At 71.1% G+C, this 22246-nt stretch carries 20 protein-coding genes; 6 read left to right on the plus strand and 14 right to left on the minus strand.

Translation table 11 applies throughout. The annotated features are described in order from the left end of the window. Nucleotides 1-170: 170 nt before the first annotated feature. The 10 genes from aroB to AC6CKD_RS21390 all read right to left on the minus strand — a co-directional run bounded on the left by aroB (nt 171) and on the right by AC6CKD_RS21390 (nt 11537). Nucleotides 171-1262 carry a 3-dehydroquinate synthase gene (aroB, locus tag AC6CKD_RS21345; RefSeq protein ID WP_498329035.1) on the minus strand — a complete coding sequence of 364 codons (1092 nt, stop codon included), beginning with the start codon at nt 1260-1262 and terminating at the stop codon, nt 171-173. Continuing rightward, a complete protein-coding gene (locus AC6CKD_RS21350; protein ID WP_498329338.1) occupies nt 1259-1741 on the minus strand; it encodes a shikimate kinase in 483 nt (160 codons plus the stop codon). Before AC6CKD_RS21350 ends, aroB begins: the two co-directional genes overlap by 4 nt. Nucleotides 1742-1785: 44 nt before the next feature. Continuing rightward, the gene (gene aroC / locus AC6CKD_RS21355) at nt 1786-2970 is read right to left on the minus strand and encodes a chorismate synthase (RefSeq protein WP_498329036.1); all 1185 of its coding nucleotides are present in this window, start codon (nt 2968-2970) and stop codon (nt 1786-1788) included. Between the two features lie 180 nt (nt 2971-3150). Continuing rightward, nucleotides 3151-3978 carry a shikimate dehydrogenase gene (locus AC6CKD_RS21360; protein WP_498329037.1) on the minus strand — a complete coding sequence of 276 codons (828 nt, stop codon included), beginning with the start codon at nt 3976-3978 and terminating at the stop codon, nt 3151-3153. 6 nt (nt 3979-3984) lie between these two features. Beyond that, nucleotides 3985-5706 (minus strand): endolytic transglycosylase MltG, encoded by a 1722-nt coding sequence (gene mltG, locus AC6CKD_RS21365; protein WP_498329038.1) that lies wholly within the window; start codon nt 5704-5706, stop codon nt 3985-3987. A 127-nt stretch (nt 5707-5833) separates the two neighbouring features. Then, a complete protein-coding gene (gene ruvX, locus AC6CKD_RS21370; RefSeq protein WP_243334308.1) occupies nt 5834-6304 on the minus strand; it encodes a Holliday junction resolvase RuvX in 471 nt (156 codons plus the stop codon). 103 nt (nt 6305-6407) lie between these two features. Then, nucleotides 6408-7799: an RNA-guided endonuclease IscB gene (gene iscB, locus AC6CKD_RS21375; RefSeq protein WP_498329039.1), complete on the minus strand. Its 1392-nt coding sequence runs from the start codon at nt 7797-7799 to the stop codon at nt 6408-6410. A 257-nt stretch (nt 7800-8056) separates the two neighbouring features. Next, entirely contained in the window at nt 8057-10741 is a 2685-nt protein-coding gene (alaS, locus tag AC6CKD_RS21380; protein WP_498329040.1) for an alanine--tRNA ligase, read from the minus strand. Beyond that, nucleotides 10741-11088: a DUF6167 family protein gene (locus AC6CKD_RS21385; RefSeq protein ID WP_498329041.1), complete on the minus strand. Its 348-nt coding sequence runs from the start codon at nt 11086-11088 to the stop codon at nt 10741-10743. Before AC6CKD_RS21385 ends, alaS begins: the two co-directional genes overlap by 1 nt. Nucleotides 11089-11096: 8 nt before the next feature. Next, complete coding sequence (locus tag AC6CKD_RS21390; protein ID WP_498329042.1) at nt 11097-11537, minus strand: DUF948 domain-containing protein; 441 nt, start codon at nt 11535-11537, stop codon at nt 11097-11099. Between the two features lie 169 nt (nt 11538-11706). On the opposite strand from AC6CKD_RS21390, the gene AC6CKD_RS21395 reads away from it, so the two are divergent. After that, the gene (locus AC6CKD_RS21395) at nt 11707-13974 is read left to right on the plus strand and encodes an ATP-binding protein (protein ID WP_498329043.1); all 2268 of its coding nucleotides are present in this window, start codon (nt 11707-11709) and stop codon (nt 13972-13974) included. A gap of 35 nt (nt 13975-14009) precedes the next feature. On the opposite strand, the gene rpsD is transcribed toward AC6CKD_RS21395, so the two are convergent. Then, nucleotides 14010-14621, minus strand: coding sequence for a 30S ribosomal protein S4 (gene rpsD / locus AC6CKD_RS21400; RefSeq protein ID WP_008740451.1), 612 nt, complete (start codon nt 14619-14621; stop codon nt 14010-14012). Between the two features lie 55 nt (nt 14622-14676). On the opposite strand from rpsD, the gene AC6CKD_RS21405 reads away from it, so the two are divergent. Continuing rightward, on the plus strand, nt 14677-15567 hold the full coding sequence (locus AC6CKD_RS21405; RefSeq protein ID WP_498329044.1) for a DUF2470 domain-containing protein: 891 nt from the start codon (nt 14677-14679) through the stop codon (nt 15565-15567). Nucleotides 15568-15591: 24 nt separating this feature from the next. On the opposite strand, the gene AC6CKD_RS21410 is transcribed toward AC6CKD_RS21405, so the two are convergent. From AC6CKD_RS21410 to AC6CKD_RS21420, 3 genes are all read right to left on the minus strand, one after another. After that, nucleotides 15592-16299 (minus strand): HNH endonuclease family protein, encoded by a 708-nt coding sequence (locus AC6CKD_RS21410; RefSeq protein ID WP_498329045.1) that lies wholly within the window; start codon nt 16297-16299, stop codon nt 15592-15594. Between the two features lie 105 nt (nt 16300-16404). Next, nucleotides 16405-17766, minus strand: coding sequence for a replication-associated recombination protein A (locus AC6CKD_RS21415; protein WP_498329046.1), 1362 nt, complete (start codon nt 17764-17766; stop codon nt 16405-16407). Between the two features lie 52 nt (nt 17767-17818). Beyond that, nucleotides 17819-18439, minus strand: a complete 621-nt coding sequence (locus AC6CKD_RS21420; RefSeq protein ID WP_498329047.1) for a vitamin K epoxide reductase family protein — start codon at nt 18437-18439, stop codon at nt 17819-17821. Between the two features lie 158 nt (nt 18440-18597). Between AC6CKD_RS21420 and AC6CKD_RS21425 the strand changes: the two genes are divergently transcribed. Genes AC6CKD_RS21425 through AC6CKD_RS21440 form a run of 4 tightly spaced genes read left to right on the plus strand, consistent with a single transcriptional unit; the run spans nt 18598 to nt 22184 of the window. Next, nucleotides 18598-19476, plus strand: a complete 879-nt coding sequence (locus tag AC6CKD_RS21425; RefSeq protein WP_498329048.1) for an ABC transporter ATP-binding protein — start codon at nt 18598-18600, stop codon at nt 19474-19476. After that, nucleotides 19473-20342, plus strand: a complete 870-nt coding sequence (locus AC6CKD_RS21430; protein WP_498329049.1) for an ABC transporter permease — start codon at nt 19473-19475, stop codon at nt 20340-20342. Before AC6CKD_RS21425 ends, AC6CKD_RS21430 begins: the two co-directional genes overlap by 4 nt. Beyond that, nucleotides 20300-21538, plus strand: a complete 1239-nt coding sequence (locus AC6CKD_RS21435) for a sensor histidine kinase (protein WP_498329050.1) — start codon at nt 20300-20302, stop codon at nt 21536-21538. The genes AC6CKD_RS21430 and AC6CKD_RS21435 overlap by 43 nt, the downstream gene beginning before the upstream one ends. Nucleotides 21539-21551: 13 nt before the next feature. Beyond that, nucleotides 21552-22184, plus strand: coding sequence for a response regulator (locus AC6CKD_RS21440; RefSeq protein ID WP_498329051.1), 633 nt, complete (start codon nt 21552-21554; stop codon nt 22182-22184). The last annotated feature ends 62 nt before the right edge of the window (nt 22185-22246 follow it).

Raw genomic sequence — 22246 nt, forward strand, 5'->3', positions numbered from 1 at the left:
GCTGCCACTCCGTCTCGTTCCACCACGACTGATGCGAGAACGTTATATGACCGCGGGGGCCCGGCGGGTCACACGGTCGCGCGGTGGCACTGCGCAAACTGGTTCAGACCGGTGCAGGCCGTTCTTAACCGGTCGGACCGATCGGGCCGGTTCGCACCGCCCCGGCCGGATCAGGCCGCGACCTCGCCGAAGGCCGCCACGAGGACGGCCGGGTCGGGACCCTCCAGGACGGTCGGCTTCGCCAGCCCGTCCAGGACGATGAAGCGCAGCAGGTCGCCCCGGGACTTCTTGTCGAGCTTCATGGTCTCCAGCAGCTTGGGCCACTGGTCGCCGCGGTAGGTCAGCGGCAGCCCCACCGAGGCGAGGACGGCCTTGTGCCGGTCGGCCGTCGCGTCGTCCAGCCGGCCCGCGAGCCGGCCCAGTTCGGCGGCGAAGACCATGCCGATCGAGACGGCCGCACCGTGGCGCCACTTGTAGCGCTCGTTCTTCTCGATGGCGTGCGCGAGGGTGTGCCCGTAGTTGAGGATCTCCCGCAGGCCCGACTCCTTGAGGTCGCTGGAGACCACGTCGGCCTTGACCTGGATGGAGCGGCAGATCAGCTCGGCCGTGTGCGGGCCGGCCGGGGTGCGCGCCGCCTCGGGGTCCGCCTCGATCAGGTCGAGGATCACCGGGTCGGAGATGAATCCGGCCTTGATGATCTCGGCGAGACCGCTGACGTAGTCGTTGACCGGCAGCGACTCCAGCGCGGCCAGGTCGCAGAGCACGCCGGCCGGCGGGTGGAAGGCGCCGACGAGGTTCTTGCCCTCGGCGGTGTTGATGCCGGTCTTGCCGCCGACGGCCGCGTCCACCATCGCCAGGATGGTGGTCGGGACCGCGATCCAGCGCACCCCGCGCAGCCAGGAGGCCGCGACGAAGCCCGCGAGGTCGGTGGTGGATCCCCCGCCGACGCCGACGATGACGTCGCTGCGGGTGAAGCCGGACTGGCCCAGCGCCTTCCAGCAGTACGCCATCACCTCGGCCGTCTTGGCCTCTTCGGCGTTCGGCACCTGAATGGCGACGGCCTCGTACCCCTGCGCGGCGAGGTCGTCCCGCAGGGCCTCACCGGTCGAGGCGAGGGCCTCGGGGTGGATGACGGCGACCCGCTGGGCCTTCGTACCGATCAGTGAGCCGAGCTCGCCGAGCAGCTGCCGGCCGACCAGCACCTCGTACGCGTCGTGTCCGGCGCTCGCGCCGACCTGGATCCGCGTCACCTGGTCTGTCATGCGTTCTTCAACTCCAGAGCGTCGAGGACCGCCTGGGCGACCTCTTCGGGGGTGCGGGCGTCGGTGGCCACCACCACGCGCGCGACTTCGGTGTACAGGGGGCGCCGGGCGTCCATCAGCTCGCGCCACTGACGGCGCGGGTTGACGGCGAGCAGCGGGCGCGCGGCGCCGAGGCCCACGCGCTTGACGGCTTCCTCGACGTCCATCGAGAGGTAGGCGACGGGCAGCCCGGACAGCAGTTCGCGCGTCTTCTCGTCGAGGACGGCGCCGCCGCCGAGGGCGAGGACCCCCTCGTGTCCGGCGACGGCGGCGGCGACCGCCTCCCGCTCCAGCTCACGGAAGAACGGTTCACCCTCGTCCACGAAGATGTCGGAGATCTCCCGGCCCTGCGCCGCGACGATGTCGGCGTCGGTGTCCCGGTAGGCGACTCCGAGCCGCTGGGCGATCAGCTCGCCCACGGTCGACTTGCCGGACCCCATCGGGCCGACGAGGACCACCACGGGGCCGGTCGCGCTGGCGCCCGTCACCGGATCTGCAGGTTGTCGAGGTAGGACCGGACGTTGCGGCGGGTCTCGGGGACGGAGTCGCCGCCGAACTTCTCCACCACGGCGTCGGCCAGCACCAGGGCGACCATGGCCTCGGCGACGATGCCCGCCGCGGGCACGGCACAGACGTCGGAGCGCTGGTGGTGTGCGACGGCGGCTTCGCCGGTGACGACGTCCACGGTCGCCAGGGCCTTCGGCACGGTCGCGATCGGCTTCATCGCGGCGCGTACGCGCAGCAGTTCGCCAGTGGTCAGACCGCCCTCGGTACCGCCGGAGCGGCCGGAGGTGCGCCGGATGCCCTCGGGGGTGTTGACGATCTCGTCGTGGGCCTGCGAGCCGGGCACGCGGGCGAGGTCGAAGCCGTCGCCGACCTCGACGCCCTTGATGGCCTGGATGCCCATGAGCGCGGCCGCGAGGCGGGCGTCGAGGCGGCGGTCCCAGTGCACGTGCGAGCCGAGGCCGACGGGCACCCCGTAGGCGAGGACCTCGACGACGCCGCCGAGGGTGTCGCCGTCCTTGTGGGCCTGGTCGATCTCCGCGACCATCGCCTTCGACGCGTCGGCGTCGAGGCAGCGCACCGGGTCGGCGTCGAGCTTCTCGACGTCGGCGGGGGTCGGGTAGACGCCGTACGGGGCCTTGGCGGCCGCCAGCTCCACGACGTGGGAGACGATCTCGATGCCCGCGACCTCCTTGATGAAGGACCGTGCGATCGCACCCAGAGCCACCCGGGCAGCGGTCTCACGGGCGCTGGCACGCTCCAGGATCGGACGCGCCTCCGAGAAGCCGTACTTCTGCATGCCCGCGAGGTCGGCGTGGCCCGGACGGGGCCGCGTGAGCGCCGCGTTGCGACCGGTCTCCTTGAGCAGCGAGGGATCGACCGGATCGGCCGACATGACCGTCTCCCACTTCGGCCACTCGGTGTTCCCGATCATCACCGCGACCGGGGAACCCTGCGACAGACCGTGGCGGACACCACCGAGGAAGGTGATCTCGTCCTGCTCGAACTTCATCCGGGCACCGCGGCCGTAGCCGAGCCGGCGCCGGGCCAGGTGCTCGGCCACCAGCTCCGTGGTGACCGGAACGCCGGCGGGAAGCCCCTCCAGCGTCGCTACCAGAGCCGGGCCGTGCGATTCCCCGGCCGTCAGCCAACGCAACCTGCTCAACGATGCTCCTTGTGCTCGCGCCTGATTCAGCGACGGCGCGACCGGGTGCGCGGCCCAGACCCGCCTTCACCCGATCCTCCCATGTCCGGGCCGGTACACCGCCCTCCGGTCCAGCTATCGGACGGCGGCGCACCTCTGCCCGCGGCGACATGTGGATCTAGGAAGCGTTTCCGGTCCCGCTCAGTGACGGGCGCGCAGCGCCGCCTCGCCCGCCGCGCGCATGGCCGCGAGCGGGGCGGTGGGACAGCCGGTCATCAGCTCGACCTGGAGGACCGCCTGGTGGACCAGGAGGTCGAGGCCGCCGAGGAGCTTGCCGCCGCGGTGCGTCCAGGCCGCGGCCAAGGGCGTGGGCCAGGGGTCGTACAGCACGTCGAAGAGGGTGCCCGGAGCCGAGGGCACGGAGGCCGCCAGCTCGTCCGTGGCGCCGGCCGGGGTGGTGGCGACGACCAGGGGCGCGGCCAGCGCCTCGGCCGCCCGCGACCAGTCGGCCGTGCGCACGTCCACGCCGAGCCGCTCGCCCCACGCGCGCATCTCCGCGGCCCGGGCCCCGGAGCGTACGTACGCGGTCACCGCGCCCGTGCAGATCCGGGCGAGCGCGGCGAGCGCCGACGAGGCGGTGGCGCCCGCGCCGAGGACGGCGGCGGACTCCACCTTCTCGACGCCCTGCTCGCTCAGTGCCGCGAGCAGGCCGGGGATGTCGGTGTTGTCCCCGGTCTTGCGGCCGTCTTCGGTGAAGACGACGGTGTTGACCGTCTCCACGGAGGCGGCCGTGTCGCTGATCTCGTCGAGCAGCGGGATGATCGCCCGCTTGAGCGGCATGGTCAGCGACAGCCCGGCCCACTCGGGGCCGAGCTGTGCGATGAATCCGGGCAGCGCGGCCTCGTCGACCTCGAAGCGGTCGTACGACCGGTCTCCGAGGCCGAGCTCCTGGTACGCGGCGCGGTGCAGCACCGGTGAGAGGGAGTGTTCGATGGGCGAACCCAGCACCGCGGCCCGTATCCGTGACATGTCCTGCTACCCGCCGTTCTTCTGCTTCTGCCGTTCCTGGAACTCGTTGGCGAGCTTGGTGTGCTCTTCGTAGGTCTTGGTGAAGGTCGTCTTGTCGCCGTCGACCGACACGAAGAACATCCAGCCGCCGTGGTCCGGGTCGAGCGTAGCGGTCAGCGCCTCGAGGCCGGGGTTCCCGATCGGGCCCGGGGGCAGTCCCGCCACGTTGTGCGTGTTGTACGGGTTGACGAACGCCTGGGCTTCCTTGAGGTTGAAGTTGATGTCGCTCGTGCCCTTGACGTAGTTGTACGTCGAGTCGAACTGGAGCTTCCGGTTGGTGATGTCGTTGGTCTTCTTGAGGCGGTTGTAGACCACCTCCGCCATCTTCCGGAAGTCGTCGTGGTTCTTGCCCTCGGCGTTGACGAGGCTGGCGACCGTGATCACCTGGAGCGGGTTGTCCAGGCCCAGGTCCTTGGCCTTGGCCTCGACCCCGTGCTCCGTGTACTTGTCCGTCGCGTTCTTGACCATCTGCTTGAGCAGGGACTCGGGGGTGCTGTCCTTGGTCAGGTCGTAGCGCATCGGGTACAGGAAGCCCTCGAGGGGGTCCATGATCTTCGGGTCGTTGTTCGCCCAGGCCGGCAGGCCGAGGGTCTTGGCCTGCTTGAAGGCGATGTCCTTGGTGGTGCCGGCCGGCTTCTCGAGCTTCTTGTCGATCGCGTCGTAGACCGTGGTGTTGCGCATGCCCTCGGTGACGGTGAGCACGTGGAGCTTGGAGGGGTCGGTCATGACCTCGACCGCCGCGGCCGCCGACATCTTCTTCTTGAGCGGATAGATGCCGGGCTGGATGGACTTGCCGCCCTCGACGCTGCTCGCGGCGTCCACGAACGCCTGGGCGCTCGCGACCACGCCGGCTTGCTTGAGGATGCGGCCCATCTGGCCCAGGCCCGCGCCCTTGGGGATCTCCACCTCGACGGTCACGTCGATGCCGGCGCCGGTGTAGTCCTCGGCCGCGGAGAACTTGTCCTTCAGATAGCTGTAGCCGTAGTAGCCGCCACCGCCGACCACGCCGATGATGACCACGGCCGCGATGAGGCAGGCCATGCCGCTGCGCTTTTTCGGCTTGCCGCCGGAGCGGCCGGACCGGCGCCCGCCGCGCCCGCCGCCGTCACCGTCGCCGTCGTCGCCGTCGTCACCGCCTCCGCCGCCTCCGCCGCCCGCGAGGAAGGAGTCGGCCGCGGCGTCCTCTTCTTCCTTCCACGGTTCCTCGGTCGGCAGGTGCCTCCTGCCCGGCGGCCGCGGCGGCGGAAAGGCCTCGGGGGTGCCGTAGAGGTCGGGGGCCTCGCCGGGGTAGCCGCTCGCCTGCTGCTGCGCGTACGGATCCGCGCCCGCGTACGGGTCGGCGGCCTGCGGCACCGCGGCGTACTGGCCCTGGCCGGTGTCCCAGACCTGGCCCTGGCCGCCGTACGTGTCCTGGTACTGCTGGTGCTGCGGGTGCTGCTGCGGCTGCTGGGGATACGGCACCTGCTGTTGCTGCTGCTGGTACGGCATCTGCTGGGCCTGGGGGTACTGGCCCTGCTGCTGCGCGTAGTAGGCCTGCTGGGGCTGAGGCTCCTGCTGGTACTGCTGCGGGCCTCCGACGTAGGGCATCTGACCCTGCTGGGCCTCGTGCCCGGTCCACCCCTGGTCCCCGTACTGCGGGTCCTCGGGGTGCCACGGTTCGGGGCCAGGGCCCCGGCCATACTCAGTCATCGATCCCCTAGCGCGCCGCAGGGCGTTGGCCGCGACTCCGTCTGCCGCGACACACGGTTCCGCCTCTTCTGATGGGCGACGGCTGTTCGAATGCCGTCACATCGCGCGGAACGTTACCGTATCGCGATCAGACAACCACTTCGACGCACTCACCGGGCGGATTACCTGATACCCGTTCGGTCTCAAGAGCGTTCTGCAGGATCACCACGGCGGCCGCCTGGTCGATGACGGACCGGCTCTTCTTGGCGTTCTTCCCCGAGGCCCGCAGGCCCTGGGCGGCGGTGACCGTGGTCATCCGCTCGTCCACCAGACGGACCGTCACGGGCTTGATGCCCTTGGCGAGTTCCGTGGCGAAGGCCCGGCACTTGGCCGCGGCCGGCCCTTCCCGCCCGCTGAGCGAGCGGGGCAGACCGACCACCACCTCGATGGGCTCGTACTCCGCGACGAGCTGCCGCAGCCGCCGGTGGGCGAAGGGGATGTCCCGGCCCGGAACTGTTTCCACCGGTGTGGCCAACACCCCATCGGGGTCGCACGAGGCGACCCCGATCCGGGCGTCACCGACATCGATGGCCAGACGGCGGCCGCGGCGCAGTGTCATCGGACTTCTTTCGTGGATACCCCCTGCTTTAGCTGGGGGAGGAAACGAACCCTTGGGCCGGAGGCGCGGAGCGCCGGAGGTCTCCTCGCTCTGCCGATGGCGGTCAGATGGCAACGGTGGGGCCTTCGGGTCGGGCGGTGTAGGCGTAGCCGTCGGCCCGTTGGAGGAGCCGGAAGTGTTTGTGTCCGATGCCCTGGATGAGGCCGTGTGGGGTTTTGATGTTGAAGCGGCCGGTGGCGCGGACGGCGACCCGGCCGACGTGGGTACCGGCCTTCTTGCCGGTACGTACGACTGCGCTAGCCACATCGCCGGTCTGGTAGCCGAAGAACTGTTTCTGCCTGGGCAGCCGTAGGCGGGGGAAGCCGTACTTGTCGGTGCGTGTGCGGGCGTAAGTGCCGCGCCCGGTCGCGGTGACCGCGAGGACGCGGGCCGGGGTACGGGTGATGGTGTCGAGTTCGCCGACGCACAGGGCGTCGAGGGTGTGGGTCTTCGGGGTACCGGTCCGCATCCGGTTCCACTTCGTGCGGCCACCGGACGCCGTGCGCACGTTGGGGAACGCGGTATCAAGGGCGTGCCAGAGTACCCAGCGGGTGGCATTGACGGCTGCCGCGTCGCGGAGTGGGGCTTTTGCCTGGGCAAGGATGCGGGCCAGCTGGCGCGGCGATTGGCTGAGGAAGTCTTCGACGGGCTGATTGGACTTCTTCTCGTTGCACGGGATGCAGGCGGTGCACAGGTTTGAAATGCGGTTGCTGCCGCCGCGTGAGCGGGGATGGATGTGGTCGATGTTGAGGGGCACTCCGGTGATGCCGCAGTAGGCGCAGGACCTCCTCCACTTGGCGAGGAGGTATTCGCGGACTTCTGTGCCGTGCAGGGTGCCGTGCTGGTATTCGGCCCCTTCCAGCGGTCCGCCGTTGGACATGGCGTGGGTGTCGAACGCGACCCGCTCCATATGCACCGCTCGGATGGGTGCCCAGCGCGCGAGCCGGTCGGTCCACGACATGGTCGTGTCCACGCGGTGACGCAGCGACGGGGCGAGCCAGCCCTGTGGACGGGCCCGGTTGGAGAAGCGGGGCGCGCGGTAGCGCAGGTTGCGGCTGCGCCTGCCACGCCGGTAGGCGGCACGAGCGGTCAGCTTGTCCCGGATCACGCTGCCCCGGTGGGCGAGTTCGACCGCGTACAGGCCACGGCGCTCACCATCCTTCGCGGTGAAGACCGCGATACCGGTGCGCTTCGAGCCGGGGTCGATGCCGAGTTCCACACCGTCCACCTGCGATGCGCAGACTGTACGGTCTTTGAGCCGGATTACGAATGGAGTGTGCCGGGCAACGACGGCCCGGCCCTGGCGGAGGAGCTTGCGGGCTCTGGGGGGGCTGGTGGGTTGGAGCGGTGTGCCGTGCTTGTCCAGGACGAACACGACAGGGTGGCCCTCACGGGCCTTCTCCCCAACCTGGTGGTTGGGGGTGACGTGCCCGACGCCAGGTGAAGCGTCGGGCATCTCCCCTCGCACATGTACCGCGCCGGGTGCCTTACGGCGTTCGAGTCCCGTTTCGTCCCCGATCCGGGGGGTGTCTGCTGACTCGAATTCGAGAGCAAGCTGCTGAGGAAGCACAGCTTGGTCGGTCTTCCGTCCTACGCGGTACGTAGCCAACTTCGTTCACCTCCACACGTGTGTCGTTGGCTGGTGCTGGTAACGGCGGCCCTCAGTCAGTGCGGCTGAAAGCCCCCTCCTTCAGGAGGGGGATCCCGTTACCGTCAGGCCGTCTCTACGACGAGGCGCTCGACCGCGGCGATGGCCTCGGGGATGGCGGCCGGGTTCTGGCCACCGCCCTGGGCCACGTCCGGCTTGCCGCCACCGCCGCCGCCGAGGGTCTTGGCGGCCGTACGGACCAGGTCGCCGGCCTTGAGACCGCGCTCGCGGGCGGCCTCGTTGGTGGCGATGACGGTCAGCGGGCGGTCGTTCGCCGTGGTGAACAGGGCCACGACGGCCGGACGGTCGCCCGCGCCCGTAATGTGCTGCAGCCGACCGCGGACGTCGAGGACCAGCTTGCGCAGGTCGTCGGCGCCGGTGCCGTCCGGCACCGTGCCCACGACGAGGGCGACGCCGCGGATGTCCTGGGCGTTGGCGGCGAGACCGGCGGCGGCCTGGAGGACCTTCTCCGCGCGGAACTTCTCGATCTCCTTCTCGGCGTCCTTCAGCTTGCCGAGCATGGAGGCGATCTTCTCCGGCAGCTCCTCCGGACGGCCCTTGACCAGCTCCTGGAGCTGGGCGACGACCGTGTGCTCCTTGGCGAGGAAGTTGTACGCGTCCACGCCGACGAGGGCCTCGACGCGGCGCACGCCGGAGCCGATGGAGGACTCGCCGAGCAGCTTCACCAGGCCGAGCTGGCTGGTGTTCGACACGTGGGTGCCGCCGCACAGCTCCTTGGAGAAGTCGCCGATGGTCACGACGCGCACGCGCTCGCCGTACTTCTCGCCGAACTCGGCGATGGCCCCCTGCTTCTTCGCCTCGTCGATGCTCAGGATCTCGGCGGTGACGTCGAGCTCGCGGGAGAGCACGTCGTTGATCTTCTGCTCGACGTCGGTGAGGACCGAGCCGGGCACCGCGTTCGGCGAGCCGAAGTCGAAGCGGAAGCGGCCCGGGGAGTTCTCGGAACCGGCCTGGGCGGCCGTCGGGCCGAGCGCGTCGCGCAGGGCCTGGTGCGTCAGGTGCGTGGCCGAGTGGGCGCGGGCGATGGCCCGGCGGCGCTGGATGTCGATGGCGGCGTACGCGGAGGCGCCCACCGTCACCTCGCCGACCTGGACGGATCCCTTGTGCACGGAGACGCCGGGGACCGGCTGCTGCACGTCGCGGACGACGATGACGGCGCCGGAGTCGAGCTTGATGCGGCCCTGGTCGGCGAGCTGGCCGCCGCCCTCGGCGTAGAAGGGGGTGCGGTCCAGGACGACCTCGACCTCGTCGCCCTCGGAGGCGGCGGGCGCGGAGACGCCGTTGACCAGGAGGCCGACGATGGTGGACTCGCCCTGGTTGGTGGCGTAGCCGGTGAACTCGGTGGCGCCGGAGCCGTCGGCGATCTCCCGGTAGGCGGACATGTCCGCGTGGCCGGTCTTCTTGGCCTTGGCGTCGGCCTTGGCCTTGTCGCGCTGCTCCTGCATCAGGCGGCGGAAGCCGTCCTGGTCCACGGCGAGGCCCTGTTCGGCGGCCATCTCCAGGGTCAGGTCGATCGGGAAGCCCCAGGTGTCGTGGAGCAGGAACGCCTTGTCGCCGGCCAGGACCGTACCGCCGGTGGCCTTGGTCTCGGTGATGGCGGTGTCGAGGATGTTCGTGCCGCCGCGCAGGGCCTTCACGAAGGCGGCCTCTTCGGCGAGCGCGACGGTCTCGATGCGCTTGCGGTCGGTGACGAGCTCCGGGTACTGCTGTCCCATGGTCTCGATGACCACGTTGACGAGCTCCTGGATGACCGGACCGGTGGCGCCCATGAGGCGCATGTTGCGGATGGCGCGGCGCATGATGCGGCGCAGCACGTAGCCGCGGCCCTCGTTGCCGGGGGTCACGCCGTCGCCGATGAGCATGGCGGAGGTGCGGATGTGGTCGGCGACCACGCGCAGCGAGACGTCCGTGCCCTGGGCGGCGCCGTACTGCACGCCGGTCAGCTCGGTGGCCTTGTCCATGACCACGCGCAGGGTGTCGGTCTCGTACATGTTCTGCACGCCCTGCAGGATCATCGCGAGGCGTTCGAGGCCGAGACCGGTGTCGATGTTCTTCGACGGCAGGTCGCCGAGGATCGGGAAGTCTTCCTTCCCGTCACCGGCGCCGCGCTCGTACTGCATGAAGACCAGGTTCCAGATCTCCACGTAGCGCTCGTCGTTGACGGCGGGGCCGCCCTCGACGCCGAACTCGGGGCCGCGGTCGTAGTTGATCTCCGAGCAGGGACCGCAGGGGCCCGGGACGCCCATGGACCAGAAGTTGTCCTTCTTGCCCAGGCGCTGGATGCGCTCGGCCGGGACGCCGATCTTGTCGCGCCAGATGGCTTCGGCCTCGTCGTCGTCGAGGTAGACCGTGATCCAGAGCTTCTCGGCCTCCAGGCCGTAGCCACCGTCCGCCACGGAGCTGGTGAGCAGCTCCCAGGCGTACTTGATGGCGCCTTCCTTGAAGTAGTCGCCGAAGGAGAAGTTGCCGCACATCTGGAAGAACGTGCCGTGGCGGGTGGTCTTGCCGACCTCTTCGATGTCCGGCGTCCGGACGCACTTCTGCACGCTGGTGAGCGTGGACGCGGGCGGCTTGACCTCGCCGAGGAAGTACGGCTTGAACGGCACCATGCCCGCGGGCACGAGCAGCAGAGTCGGGTCGTCCGCGATGAGCGACGCCGAAGGGACAACGGTGTGACCGCGCTCCTCGAAGAAGCTCAGCCAGCGGCGGCGGATTTCAGCCGACTCCATCAGTGGTCCTCATTCCGGTTGTACGTAACTTTCGAAAAAGGGTTCTTGGGCTGGTCGTGCTCGATGGCCCGCAGCCGCCGGGGCCCGGGAAGGGCGGTGACGTTGCCGGCCAGGTCGGGATCCTGGTGGAGTCCCAGTGCGTCGTTCAGCTCGTCCTCGCGCTGCGACATCCCCGACTTGACGTCGAGGGCGAAGTCCTTGAGGCGGTGGCCCGCCTCGATCGCCTTGTCGGCGGCCTGGGCGGCGAGGCTCTCCGGCGTCAGCTTCTTGAGCTGCCGGTTGACCTTGGTGGTGGCCCACACGCCGGCGGCTGCGCCGGCGGTGAACCAGAAGGCTCGGCGGAACATCGGAGATCTCAGCCCTTCTGCTTCCGGCGCCGGGCGGCCGGCACCGTACGGCCGACGATCACGGTCCGTCGGGAGGTCTTGGCCGGCGCGTCCTGCGGGGCCGCGGCGCCCTTGCCCAGCGCCTTGCGGACGCCGTAGCCGAAGGCCGCGACCTTGACCAGCGGCCCGCCGAAGGTGGACGCGACGGTGGAGGACAGCGCGGAGGCGTTGGAGGTGACTTCCTGTACGTCGCTCGCGATGGCGTCGACCCGGTCGAGCTGGGTGCGGGCGGAGCGGACGGTGGTGGAGGCGTCCGCGAGCAGCGGGACGGCCTGCTCGGTCACGTCGGCCACCAGCTTGGTGGTCGCCTTGAGCACCTGCGCCAGCCTCACCAGCACCACGGCGAGGAAGGAGACCAGGATGGCCCAGAAGACGGCCACGAGGATCCCGGCCACCTCTCCACCGGACACGTTCACACCGCTCTCTACAGATTGATCACCAAGCGAAAAAGTCGTCCTCCGACCCTATCGCGCCGGAGATCCGCCGCAGTACCGGAAATCCGGGGCGCCGCGCCCGCGGGGAGCCCGGAACCGACCCGCCTTGTACGCAGCGCATGCGGGCCAGTACGCTCCGTGTCCCATGCGACAAAGACCCATTCCACGAAGGACGCCGGGCAATCTTCCCTCGGACCTGAGCGGCTTTGTCGGGCGGGGCGGGGAACTCTCCGAGCTGGGGCGGCTGCTGGACGCCTCGCGGCTGGTCACGGTGACCGGCGCGGGCGGCGTGGGCAAGACCCGTCTGGTACTGGCGGCGGCCAGGGCGGCCGCCGACGCGGCGGCCGGTCCCGCCCGCCCCACCGACGTGGGCGGGTCCGCCGATCCGGCGCAGGAACGCTACTGCGACGGCGTGTGGCTGGCCGAGCTGGCCTGCGTACGAGATCCGGCACTGCTGGAGCTGACGCTCGCCGAGGCGCTCGGGCTGACCGACCACACCACCCGGCCGCCGCGGACCGTGCTCGCCGAACACCTGGCCGAGCGGCGGCTGCTGCTGGTCCTGGACGGCTTCGAGCAGCTGGTCGACGAGACCGCCGACCTGGTACGGGACCTCCTGCGCCGCTCCCCCGGCCTGCGCGTGCTCGCCGCCGGCCGGCGCCCGCTGACCCTCGACGGGGAGCTGTGCTGGCCGCTGGCTCCGCTGGATCCCGAGGAGGCCCTGGCCCTGCTGATCGAGCGGACCTCGGCGGCCGATCCGTCGTTCGTCCTGACGGAGGCCAACCGGGCGGTGCTCGCCGAGCTGTGCGCCCGCCTCGACGGCCTGCCGCTGGCGCTGGAGCTGGCGGCGGGCCGGCTGCGCACGCTGTCGCCGGCGCAGGTGCTGTCCCGGCTGGAGGACCGCTTCGCCCTGCTGACGGGCGGCTCGCGCGGCGCGCTGCCCCGGCACCGGGCGCTGCGCACGGCGATCGGCTGGAGCCACGAGCTGTGCACGGCCGGGGAGCGGCTGCTGTGGGCGCGGCTCTCGGTGTTCGCCGGGCAGTTCGACCTGGACGCCGCCGAGTACGTGTGCGCGGGGCCGGACCTGCCGGTGGATTCGGTGCTGGACCTGGTCGGGGAGCTGCTGGGACAGTCCCTGCTGGTCCGGGAGGAGACGCCGGCCGGGGTCCGCTACCGGATGCTGGAGAGCGTACGGATCTACGGGGCGGGCTGGCTGGAGTCGCTGGGCGACGCCCGGCGGCTGCGGCGCCGGCACCGGGACTGGTACATGGGCCTGGCGACCTGGTGCGAGCTGGACTGGTTCAGCCCGCGCCAGGAGGAGGTCGCCGCGCTGGTGGAGGCGGAGCTGCCGAACCTGCGGCTCGCGCTGGAGTGCTGCCTGGACGAGCCCGAGGAGATCCACCTCGGGCAGTACCTGGCGGGCACCCTCTGGTTCTACTGGGCGGGCTGCGGCCGGCTCACCGAGGGCCGGCACTGGCTGGACCGGACCCTGGAGGGCGACCTCGGGCTCGCCGGGGCGGAGTACGCGAGCTCCCGGCTGAAGGCGCTGTGGGTGCTCGGGTACGTCGCGGCCCTGCAGGGCGACTCGGTGGCCTCGATGAGCGCCCTGTACGAGTGCCGGGACGGGGCCGCGCGGAGCGAGAACCCGGTGGCGGCGGCGTACGCCGTGCACCGGATGGGCTGTCTGGCGCTGGTCTCCGACGACATGGCCCGGGCCGGGGAAATGCTGAGCTCGGCGCTGGAGCGCTACCGGGAGGCCGGGGAGCTCAACAGCAACGTCCTGATGTGCCAGGTGGAGCTGGCGATGGCGCTGGCATTCCAGGGGGATCTGGCGGGCGCGCTGACCCTGTGCCGGGAGGTCCGGGACATCTGCGAGGAGCGCGGGGAGCGCTGGACCAAGGCGTACGCCCTGTACGTCCTGGCCTACGCGGCGCTGGACGCCGGGGGCACGGCCGAGGCGCGGCGGCTGCTGGCCGAGTGCGTGGCCATCAACCACACGTTCCGCGACCTGGTGGGGCTGGTGCTGGCGGTGGAGCTGCTGGCGCTGGTCACGGTGGCCGAGGGGCATCCTGCGGAGGCGGCCGTCCTGCAGGGCGCGGCGGAGCCGCTGTGGGACGGGGTGGGGCTGCGGCTGTTCGGCTCGGGGTACTTCAACGCCCCGCGGCTGATGTGCCAGGAGCGGGCGGGCGAGCTGCTGGGCACCGAGCGGTACGCGTCCTGCGCCCGGCACGGCCGGACCCTGCCCCTGGACGTCCTGGTGGAGCGGGCCCTGCGGGGACCGGAGCCGGCGCCCGTACCGGCGGGGCCGCTGCCGAGGCCGCACGGCGGGGCCGACCGGCCGATGGCGCGCCCCGGGGCGACGGGGGTGAAAAGCAGGAAGCCCGCCGGCTCCCCCGAAGGGGAACCGGCGGGCTGAACCAGCCTGTGAGGGCTACGTCCGCTGGTACTGGATCAGCGGGCGTAGTACTCGACGACGAGCTGCTCGTCGCAGATGACCGGGATTTCCTTGCGGTTCGGGTCGCGGTCCAGGCGGAAGGCCAGGGCCTTCAGGTTGACCTGCAGGTAACGGGGGGTCTCGCCCTCGCCTGCGTAGCCACCCTCACGGGCAACCTGGAACGGAACCTTCTCGCGGCTGCGCTCGCGCACCGTGATGACGTCGTCCGGACGGACGCGGAACGACGGCTTGTCGACCTTGTCGCCGTTGACCTCGATGTGGCCGTGGACGACCATCTGGCGAGCCTGGTAGATGGTGCGGGCGATGCCCGAACGCAGGACCAGGGCGTCGAGGCGACGCTCGAGCTCGACGACCAGCGCCTCGCCCGTCTTGCCTTCGGCCTTCTTGGCGCGGTCGTACGCGCGGGCCATCTGACGCTCAGAGATGTCGTACTGAGCGCGCAGACGCTGCTTCTCCAGCAGACGAACCTTGTAGTCCGAGTTCTGCTTGCGGCCACGGCCGTGCTCGCCCGGCGGGTAGGGGCGGGCCTCGAAGTACTTGACGGCCTTCGGGGTCAGCGCAATGCCGAGGGCACGCGACTTCTTGACCTTGGGTCGCTTCTGGTTCACGTGGAACCTACCTCCATGTAAGTTAGGTGAGGCTTACCTTAGCGAGGAGGACGTAATGTCTCGACCACATGGGATCCCCCTGCCCAGTGCGCACCGAAGTTCAGATCCAAACGAAACAGGATCTGCTTTCGGCGACGATAAGCAAGGTCAGCCGCGTCCCAGGGAAGGCGTTCGGCAGCTCACCGGAGCCGAACGCGTACGAACCCTCGTAGAGTCCAACGCCTCAGTATCCCTCACGCTCCCCGGTGCTTTCGACCAGGGGGAGTTCGGGACGGGGATGCCGGCCGCTAGGACCGTCACCCCGGACGGGGACGTGATTCTCCTGGTATCAGGGGAATCCGCGGCTGCCAGGGCAGCCGCTCACGCCCAGGACGACGACCTCACCGCCGTGATCGAGATCACGGATGTGGCGCCGGTGTCCGTGCCCCATCGTATCCGAGGCCGCGCCTGGCTCGCCGGGTGGCTCACGCCGGTGCGCGGGGCCGCCGACCGGGCGGCCTGCGCGGCGCTGCTGGCGGAGCGGCACCCGGTCGGCGAGCTCCTCGGCCTGTCCGAGTCGCTCGACGCCCCGCGCGCCGGCCGGGCCGCGTGGATGCTGCTGCGCCTGGAGGTCGGCGAGATCTCCGTGGACGACCTGTGGGGCGCCGAGCACGTCGACCCGGAGCTGCTGGCCGGGGCCGAGCCCGACCCGATGGTGGCCCACGAGACGGAGCTCCTCCAGCACCTGGCTTCTTCGCACGGAGACCGGATGGGTGATCTGTGCGGTCTGCTGGGCACCCGGGAGGCGGCGGACCTGACGGCGGTCCCCCTCGCGCTGGACCGGCTGGGCCTGCGGGTGCGCTTCACCCGCGGCGCCACCGCCTTCGACGCGCGCTTCGACTTCCCGGAGCCGGTGACCGACGTCCGCGGCCTGCGCCGGGCGATGAGCACCCTGTTCGCAGGCTAGGCCGGGCCCGGACGTGCCGGGGTTCTAGGGACAGGTCGCGAGCATCTCCCGCAGCGCCTGCTTCTCCGGCGGGGTCACGGACAGCCCGTACTTCGCCTTGATCCCCGTGTACCGCCGCGCGTACTCGCACCAGAAGCCCTTCTGGGGCGGCTTCCACTTGTCCGCGGTCTTGCTGCTCTTCTCGTAGTTCGTCTGCTTGTCGACGGCGAGCAGCACGTCCAGGTCGTTGGCGTACTCCACGCGGCGCTGCGGGGTCCAGGCGTACGCGCCCCCGCGCCAGGCGGCGCCGAGGGCGACGACGTGGTCGGTCTGGATCTGCGAGGCGCGGCGGTAGGTGTAGGGGAGTTCCTTCCCCGTGTACGGGTCCTTCAGCACGCCGGACAGGACGACGCAGGGGTTCCTGTCGCCCTCGCGCAGTTCCCGCAGGTCCCTGCGCAGGACGTCGTCGCGGGTGTCGCAGCCGTTGCGGCCGCCGATGGCGTCCGTCTCGTCGGACCAGTACTTCCCGAAGTTCTCGCGCTTGTACGTCTGCCAGTTCTTGCCCCACTCGACCTCGAGCCCGCCCAGCTGGGTCCGGGCGGCGGCCGCGGCGGGCGGGAACCCGGCGCTCGCGAGGGGGACCTGGGCGACGAGAGCGGCGGCGCCGGCCTGCGCCCTCTCGCCGTCTCCGTGATGACACCCACTGAGCAGCAGCGAGGCCGCGACGGCGATGAGCGGAGTGGAGCGTCCCATGCGACGGAGACTAGGCCCGTCCTCCCCGCCCCGCGGGGCCGACACGACGCCGCTGCGCGGGGCCTTCCCCTACCCGCCCTTCCGCCGTTCCCTGGGCTTCGCGGGTCAGGACCCGGTGCCGCCGCCGCGCAGCCGCTCGCGGACCTTTTCCACCACGTCCGCGTAGCGGGCTTCGGCCCCGTACCGGGTCGGTTCGTAGTAGCGCTTGCCATGGACTTCGTCCGGCGCGTACTGCTGCGCGGCAATCGCTCCGGGGACGTCGTGCGGGTACACGTACCCCACCGCGTGCCCCAGCTTCGCCGCCCCCTTGTAGTGCCCGTCACGCAAGTGCGTCGGCACGGACCCCGCCAGCCCCGCCCGGACGTCGGCCAGCGCGGCGCCGATCGCCGTCGTCGCGGTGTTCGACTTGGGGGCCAGCGCCAGCGCGATCGTCACGTGCGACAGCGTGAGCGAGGCCTCCGGGAAGCCGATCATCGCCACCGCCTGGGCGGCCGCCACCGCGAGCGGCAGGGCCGTCGGGTCGGCCAGCCCGATGTCCTCGCTCGCCGAGATCATCAGCCGGCGCGCGATGAACCGGGGGTCCTCCCCCGCTTCGATCATGCGCGCCAGGTAGTGCAGCGCCGCGTCCACGTCCGAGCCCCGGATCGACTTGATCAGCGCGCTCGCCACGTCGTAGTGCTGGTCGCCGTCCCGGTCGTACTTCACCGCGGCCCGGTCGACGGCCTCCTCCACCGTCTGGAGGCTGATCTCGGGCTCGCCCTTGGCGATCGCCGAGCCCGCGCCCGCTTCCAGGGCCGTCAGCGCGCGCCGCGCGTCTCCGCCGGCGATCCGCAGCAGGTGCGCCTCCGCGTCCGGCGGCAGGGTGACCGCGCCGCCGAGACCCCGCTCCTCCGTCAGCGCCCGGTGCATCAGCGCGCTCAGGTCCTCGTCCGTCAGCGGTTCCAGCGTCAGCAGCAGCGAGCGCGACAGCAGCGGGGAGATGATCGAGAAGTACGGGTTCTCCGTGGTCGCGGCGATCAGCGTGACCCAGCGGTTCTCCACGGCGGGCAGCAGCGAGTCCTGCTGCGCCTTGCTGAAGCGGTGGATCTCGTCGAGGAAGAGGACGGTGTCCTTGCCGTATCCGCCGGCCGCCCGCTTGGCGCCTTCGATGACGGCCCGTACCTCCTTCACGCCGGCGGTGATCGCGGACAGCTCGACGAACCGCTTCTTCGTCGCCTGGCTCACCACGTACGCGAGCGTGGTCTTCCCGATGCCGGGCGGGCCCCAGAGGATCACCGAGGAGGCGCCGGCGGGACCGCCCGCCCCGTCCACGACGAGTCGCCGCAGCGGGGAGCCGGGCTTCAGCAGGTGCTGCTGGCCGACGACCTCGTCCAGGGTGCGCGGGCGCATCCGGACGGCGAGCGGAGAACTGGAGGGGTCCTTCGCCTGGCGTTCTTCGGCGGCGGCGGTGAAGAGATCTGGTTCCACACCGAAAGCCTATGCGAGGCCACCGACACACCCGCCCGGACGGAGCAGGTGGTCAGGAAGTCCAGAAGTCCCACCAGCGGGTCAGGATCAGCATCCCGATGATCCCGATGTGCAGGACGGGCAGCACCCAGGTGAACTCGTCGAAGAGGGCGCGCAGCCAGCCGGGGGCCGGCAGCAGCCGGTTGCGGACGTTGTGCGAGGTGACGTACCAGAACATGACGATGGTGGCGACCCAGGCCAGGCAGCACCACAGGCACAGGGAGTTGATGGTGTAGAGCGACTGGTACATCAGCCAGGTGCAGAAGCCGACGCCGAAGAGCATGCCGGCGTTCAGGGTGAGCCAGTACCAGCGCGGGAAGCGCGCCCGTGCGAGCAGGCTCATGCCCACGCAGACGACCATGCCGTAGGTGACGAGCCCCAGCATCGGGTTCGGGAAGCCGAAGACCGAGGCCTGGTCGCTCTTCATGATGTTGCCGCAGGAGACGATCGGGTTGAGGCTGCAGCCCGGGACGAAGTCCGGGTCCTCCAGCAGCTTGAACTTGTCGAGCGTGATGACCCAGGCGGCGAGCAGTCCCGCGGCTCCCGTGATCACCAGCAGCAGGGCCAGCGCCCGGCTGCCGCCGACGGCCGTCCGCGGCTCGGCGGTGTCCGTATCGGTCCCTCGTGTCGTCATCCGGCACGCTCCACATCTGCAAGGTCGACAAGCACCGGCCATTGTGCCGTACCCGCCGGACCGTCCACTGTCCACTCCCCACTGTCCACCGTTCGACGGACAGGAGGAGGTACGCACGGGGGGACCGGCGGGCGCGCTTCCGCCACACCATGAGAGACATGACAGAGAACGCGGTGGAAGTACGGGGGCTCCGCAAGCAGTACGGCGAGGTCACCGCAGTGGACGGACTGGACCTGACGATCCGGCGGGGCGAGGTCTTCGGCCTCCTGGGGCCCAACGGCGCCGGCAAGAGCACGACGGTGGAAATACTCCAGGGACACCGGGAGCGGGACGGCGGCGAGGTGCTCGTCCTCGGCGCGGACCCCGCGACCGCCGGCCGGGCCTGGCGCTCGCGCGTCGGCATCGTCTGGCAGGACGAGTCGGCGCCCGCCGAACTGACGGTGCGGGAGACGGTCGAGCACTTCGCCCGCTACTACCCGGCCCCGCGCGATCCGGCCGAGGTGATCGCCTTGGTCGGCCTGGAGGACAAGCGCGGCCACCGGCTCAAGACCCTCTCCGGCGGGCAGCGGCGCCGCCTCGACGTGGCGCTCGGGGTCATCGGCGACCCCGAGCTGCTGCTCCTGGACGAGCCGACGACCGGCTTCGACCCGGCGGCCCGGCGGCGGTTCTGGGACCTGATCCGGCTGCTGTCCGAGTCGGGCACCACCATCGTGCTCACCACCCACTACCTGGAGGAGGCCGAGGCGCTCGCCGACCGGCTCGCGGTCATCGCCCGCGGCAAGGTCGTGGCCGAGGGCGAACCGGCCGAACTGCGCGCCCGCCTCGGGACCGGCGCCACCGTCGAGTGGACCGACCGGGACGGCGGCCCGCGCAGCACCTCCACCGGGACGCCCACCCGTACGGTCGCCGAACTGGCGGCCCGCTTCGACGGCGAGGTCCCGGACCTGAGGATCACCCGCCCCACCCTGGAGGACGTGTACCTGCGCCTGACGGGCCGGCTCGACCGGAACACGACGCGGCAGGAGGAGTCCCGATGAGCACGCAGACGGGTACGGGTACGGGTACGGGCAAGGCCACGGGCTCGGGCCCGGGCGGGGCGGGGGCGCTGCCCGGCGCCTGGTCCCTCGGGGTGAGCCGCGGGGTGCTGGAGATCAGGCAGTTCGTCCGCCAGCGCGACGCGGTGATCTTCACCTTCGCCTTCCCCATCGTCTTCCTCGCGCTCTTCGCCTCGATCTTCAGCGAAGGCATGGAGGGCAGCGGGATCACCGCCTCCCAGATGTACGCGGCCGGCATGGTCGCCGCCGGCATCATGTCCACCAGCTTCCAGTCCCTCGGCATCTCCATCGCCGTCGAACGCGACGAGAAGGTGCTGCGCCGACTGCGCGGGACCCCGATGCCGCCGGCGGCGTACTTCCTCGGCAAGGTGTGGATGGTGCTGGCCACCGGCCTCGCCGAGACCGCGATCCTGCTTCTGGTCGGCTCCACCGTCTTCGACCTCGATCTGCCGACGTCCGCCTCGAAGTGGCTGACGTTCGCCTGGATCTTCATCCTGGGCCTGGCCGGCTGCGCCCTGCTCGGCATCGCGATCAGCAGCCTGCCCAAGTCCGGCAAGAGCGCCAGCTCGGTCGTGGTCCTGCCGTTCCTGATCCTGCAGTTCATCTCCGGGGTGTTCATCCCGGTCCACCAGATCCCCGACTGGCTGCTGAACATCGGGGCGCTGTTCCCGCTCAAGTGGATGTGCCAGGGGCTGCGCGGGGTGTTCCTTCCCGAGTCCGCGGCCGTTTTCGAACAGGCCGGTGCCTGGGAGTATGGGCGGGTCGCCCTGGTCCTGGGCGCCTGGGTGCTCGGGGGGCTGGTGCTGTGCCTGCTGACCTTCAAGTGGAAGAACCGGCGCGACGGCTGAGCGCCTTCGCCACAGGGGCCGGAGCGCGCGAGTCCCACGTCTGGGACCGCGCCTTCGGCCCGTGGGACCTCTACTTCGGGGTCGTGTGGATCGCGACGGCGGCCTTCGTCCTCGGCTCCGACTCCCCCGGGCCGGCGTACCGGATCACCGCCGTCGCCCTGCTCGCCCTGCTGGTCCCCTGCTACCTCGGCGCCGGACGCCCGCTGCTCCTGCTGGCACCGGGCGCCGCATCCCGGCGCTCCGCCCGCTACCTGGGCGTGGCGCTGGCCCTCTTCCTGCCGGCCGCCTCCCTGGCCGGCGAGACCCGGCTGATCACCTTCGCCCTCGCCCCGCAGTGCTTCATGCTGCTGCCCTTGCGGCGCGCGGTCGGCGCGGTGGGCCTGCTGTGCCTGCTCCCGGTGGCGGGTTGGGCGCTGGTGTGGCGGCCCGAGGGGCACACCGTCTTCGCGAGCGCGCTCGGTGCGCTCGTCACCTTCCTCTTCTCCGCCTTCTTCGGTGCCTGGATCCTCCGGATCATCGAGCAGAGCCAGGGCCGGGCCTCCCTCATCGCGGAACTCGACGCCAGCCGGGAGGAGGTGGCCCGGCTCTCCGCCGAACGCGGGGCCCACGCCGAAAGGGAACGCATGTCCCGCGAGATCCACGACACGCTCGCCCAGGGATTCACCAGTCTGCTGATGCTCGTCCAGGCCGTGCAGTCGGAACTGGACACGGATCCGGAAGGGGCCCGGCGCCATCTGGAGCTGATGGCCGACACCGCCCGTCAGAACCTGGCCGAGGCCCGCGCCCTGGTGGCGGGCGGCGCGCCCGCGGATCTCGACGGCGGTTCGCTGCCCGACGCGGTACGCCGGCTCGCGGCCCGGCACGATCCGCCGGCGGCGGTCTCGGTCACCGGGGAGGTCCGGCCGCTGGCCGCGGTCCTGGAGGTGGTGGCCCTGCGGTCCTGCCAGGAGTCCTTGTCGAACGCGGCCAAGCATGCCGGACCGCAAGCGCGTTGCGCCGTGTCACTCGCCTACGGCCGGTCCGAGCTGACCCTCACGGTCCGGGACACCGGGCGGGGCTTCGATCCGGCGGTCCCCGCACCGGGCTACGGTCTGCGGGGGCTGTTCGCCCGCGCGGCGGAGGTGGGCGGTGCGGCGGCGGTCGACAGCGCCGCGTCGGCCGGGACCACCGTCACCGTCACCCTCCCGATCCGCTGAGGAGCCGTACGAGATGATCCGCATTCTGCTGGCCGACGACCATCCGGTGGTACGGGAGGGGCTGCGCGGCATGCTCAGCGCCGAACCGGACCTCGAGGTCGTCGCGGAGGCCTCGAACGGCCCGCAGGCGGAGGCGCTGGCCGCGCGGCTGGTCCCCGACGGCGGCCTGGACCTGATCCTGATGGACCTGCGGATGCCGGGCGGCGACGGGGTCGAATCGATCGCCCGGATCACGGCGGCCCGGCTGCCGGTACGGGTGGTGGTGCTGACCACGTACGAGGAGGACCGGGACATCCTGCGCGCGGTGGAGGCCGGGGCGGCGGGCTATCTCCTGAAGGACATGGCCCGGGCGGAACTGGCGGCCGCGGTCCGGGCGGCCGTGCGCGGCGAAACGGTCCTCGCCCCGACGGTGGCGGGCCGGCTGGTGGACCGGCTCCGCACCCGCCCGTCGCTGCCGCGGCTCTCCGACCGGGAGGTGGCGGTGCTCCGCCTGGTCGCGGAGGGCGCGACCAATGCCGAGATCGGCCGCCGGCTGTTCGTGGCGGAGTCCACGGTCAAGACCCACATGCTCCGCATCTTCGGAAAGCTGGAGGTCACGGACCGCACCGCGGCGGTGACCACGGCCATGCGGCACGGCTTGTTGTGACGGCGGCCGCTCACTCCAGCCCCGCCGGCGTTTGAGGCCCGGGGGTCTGGGGGCGGAGCCCC

The organism is Streptomyces sp. GQ60 (assembly GCF_059758875.1).